The 214-nt window shown below is 70.6% G+C and carries 1 protein-coding gene; it reads right to left on the reverse strand.

Going from position 1 to position 214, the window contains the following annotated elements; all coding sequences use genetic code 11:
• Positions 1-214: DUF11 domain-containing protein (locus tag BB427_RS09250; protein WP_139119060.1), on the reverse strand; the 214-nt coding region annotated here is incomplete at both ends.

Here is a 214-nt window from a genome sequence, read left to right on the forward strand (position 1 = left end):
GTCACCACCGGCGTGCCCAGCGTCAGCCCGGCGCTGGCCACGTCGGTCATGGTCACGTTCTGCGCCGTGCTCGGGCCCAGGTTGACCAGGGTCACCGTGTAGCTGATGGTCGAGCCTGCCGTGCCGTTGGCGCTGGACGCCACCTTGCTCACCTGCAGGTCCGCGCTGGCGCTCACCGGCGTCACCACCGTCGCCGTGTTGTTCCCCCGCGTCT

Source organism: Pseudoalteromonas sp. BMB (genome assembly GCF_001709235.1).
GTDB lineage: Bacteria > Pseudomonadota > Gammaproteobacteria > Enterobacterales > Alteromonadaceae > Pseudoalteromonas > Pseudoalteromonas maricaloris.